Source organism: Streptomyces sp. (assembly GCF_035563135.1).
GTDB lineage: Bacteria > Actinomycetota > Actinomycetes > Streptomycetales > Streptomycetaceae > Streptomyces.
Map to the genome: position 1 here is coordinate 1 of NZ_DATMVN010000442.1, position 2794 is coordinate 2794.

A 2794-nucleotide genomic window follows, 5' to 3' on the forward strand; every position below is an offset into this window, starting at 1 on the left:
GCAGTCCGGCGGGGGGCCAGTCCGCCAGCCGCTCCAGGAACGGCACGCCGTCGGCCGGCCGTGCGCCGTTGACCACGGCGAGCCGGAGGCCGAGGTCGGGTACCTCGGCGCGACCCTCCCCCGCGAGTGCGACCGCCAGCCCCTCCTCGGTCGCGGCAACGACCGCGAACGACGGTCGGCCGCCCACCGTGGGCAGCCAGGTCCGCAGCCGGTCGAGCAGCCGCCGTCCCGGCGCCCGCCGTCCGGCTGCGGACACCTGACGGCACAGCGCCACCAGTTCACCGATCCACGCGCTCCCGGCAGGGGTGACTGGTGCCGGCACCGGACCGGCGGCCTCCCAGCCGCCCAACCGCGGCCCGGAGCCCGGCGCGGGAGGACCAGGGGCGCCCGCGCCGGCCACCAGGAGGATCCCGGGCAGCCGGACGACGAGGTCGGTGCCGGGTGCCACGGCCACGCCGACCTGGTCGAACGGGGGCACGGTCCGGGGCGGGTGGGTCCCGCCGGGCCCGTCGTCCGAGGGCTGCATCAGATCAGCCTCCCGCCGTTGAAGCGCCAGTGCACGAAGGGCACCCGCATCGGACCGTTGGCCGCGAGCCACACCAGCACCCAGGTGGTGACGAAGTGGAGGGCGAAGGCGGGGCCGGGGATGCCCGCAACCCACGGGATCGCACCGCCGGCGACGAGGAACCACACCAGCAGTCCCTCCGGGACGGCGGTGAGCAGCCCGAACAGGGTGGGCCAGTCCTTCTCCCACCGGAACTGCTGGATGCCGTGGTAGAGGAACTCCCACAGCACACCGAGGACGGTGACCACGAGCAGGACGGAGAAGGTCACCCGATAGGACGCGCCGAGCGGCGCGCCGGTGGGCAGCGCAGGGGTGATCACCGCCGTCCAGGCGGACCCGACCACGGCGAGGAGGAACACCCGGGTCTGGATGCGGCCGTTCAGGGTGGGTAGCACGAGGAACCTCTTCCGGTCAGATCTGCGTGTTGCGCATCCACTTCCACCACTGGCTCGTCGAGCGCCCCGGGGTCAGCCGCCGGCAGAAGCCCTGCCGGGCCAGGTCGTCGGCGATCTCCTGGGCGGCGATCTGCAGCCCGAGGAAGGTGTCCACCCCGGGGAAGTAGCCGCCGAGGGTGGCGCTCCCGGAGGCGTAGACCTTGCCGCCGTTACGGGTCCCCCGGACCTCGAAGTCCCGCTCCACGTCCAGTCGTCCGACCGGGTTGCGGCCGGCGCCCGAGTGGTCGAGCAGGTCGGCGAGCACACGGTGCTCCCGGATGTCGGCCTCGAGTCCCGTGCAGTCGATGACGGCGTCGAACGTGCCGACCTGGGGACCCTTGTCGCTCGCGACGGTGACCTCCACCAGGTCGCCCACCGGCCGCATCGCGTCGATCTCCCCGACCACCACCCGGTACCAGCCCTGCGCGCGGCCGCGCCGCAGCTGCTCCTGCCAGTTCCGGCGCACCGGGGTGTTGGTGCCGCCCATCTCCTTGTAGAGGCGGGCGCGGTCCTGTCCCTCGCTCCTTCGGACCTGCTGCTTGAGCTGGCCGCCCCACACCGACTTCGGGTAGTTGAAGCCCTGGTAGGCCCAGCCGTCGGCACCCCTGCGGCGCTTGCGGAGCCCAGTGCCGTGCGGCCTGTCCACGTAGGTCCGGAACAGGTGGACGACCTGGGTCTGCAGGCCGCGCCCGTCCCGGTCGTCGATGAGCCGCTGCAGCACCCGGGAGGCGACGATGCCGCCGCCGCGGACGAGGACGGTGCCAGGCCGGCGGTGCAGCCGCTGGTACACCTGCTCGTGCGGCTCGTAGGCGTTCACCACGTGGGCGTAGTCGTTGAACTGGCTGCGGTAGCGCTGCAGGTCGTCGAGGAACTTCAGGCCGGGGTAACCGACGGCCAGGTGCACCCACTGGCTGCGGTAGGCGATCCGCCGGGTCGGGGCAGCGCCCTCCGGTGGGGTGAGGATGGTGAAGTAGCCGCCGCCGAGCCGTCTGCGCACCATCCGGACCTGGCCGTGCACCACCATCTCCGGGTACCGGATGCGGCGCATCTCCCGCTGCATCGCGTCGAAGACATCGCCGGCTCGCGGCGTGTAGTAGTGGTGGAAGACCGGTTCGACCAGGAGCTGCCACAGCACCTCCGGGTGCCCGGAGAGCCCTTCCCGGAGCCCGTAGCTCGGGAAGCCCCAGATGTTGTCGGGCATGGACGCCGAGTCCGACCGCAGCCGCTCGCTCCGGGGGACCTGCGAGACCGTGGTCAGGTACTCGTAGCTCTCCCACGGCGTCCGCAGCGGGGTGAGCACGCGGATGGCGTGCGTGGGCACACCGCAGATGCGCAGGTAGTCCACCGTCACGAAGGAGCCGATGCCGCCGCCGACGGTCACGAGCGGGACGTCGACGACCGGGATCCCGGCCTCCGCCAGCAGGTGGTCGGGCCACACGTCGGTGGCGATCAGTTGCTCGGTGAGGTCGCCGGGCCTGGGTGCGGTGGGGGCCTCGGGGACAGATGGCGCCATGACGTTCTCACCCACGAGCGGTCCCTCCTCTCGGAGAGACGTCACTGTCTTGGCGATGCGGACCGGTGTCAACGGATCGCCGCAGGGCCGTGGTGACCCGACCCGCTCGTCGCTCAGGCGCTGCCGAAGCGGCGCTGCCGTGAGGCGTACTCCTCGCACGCGGCCCACAGGTGCCGGCGGTCGAAGTCCGGCCAGAGCGTGTCGAGGAAGACGAACTCGGCGTAGGCCGACTGCCACAGCAGGAAGTTGCTGGTGCGGTTCTCCCCGGAGCTGCGCACGAAC

At 72.3% G+C, this 2794-nt stretch carries 3 protein-coding genes and 1 pseudogene; all 4 read right to left on the minus strand.

What is annotated here, in order from left to right; all coding sequences use genetic code 11:
• Positions 1 to 526: pseudogene (locus VN520_RS19490) on the minus strand (hypothetical protein); the annotation flags it as partial.
• The gene (locus tag VN520_RS19495; protein ID WP_325748206.1) at positions 526 to 960 is read right to left on the minus strand and encodes a hypothetical protein; all 435 of its coding nucleotides are present in this window, start codon (positions 958 to 960) and stop codon (positions 526 to 528) included. The gene VN520_RS19495 and the pseudogene VN520_RS19490, both read right to left, overlap by 1 nt.
• Positions 961 to 976: 16 nt before the next feature.
• Complete coding sequence (locus VN520_RS19500; RefSeq protein WP_325748207.1) at positions 977 to 2527, minus strand: hypothetical protein; 1551 nt, start codon at positions 2525 to 2527, stop codon at positions 977 to 979.
• 98 nt (positions 2528 to 2625) lie between these two features.
• Positions 2626 to 2794, minus strand: a 169-nt coding sequence (locus VN520_RS19505; RefSeq protein ID WP_325748208.1) for an undecaprenyl diphosphate synthase family protein, incomplete at its 5' end; no start/stop codon positions are given.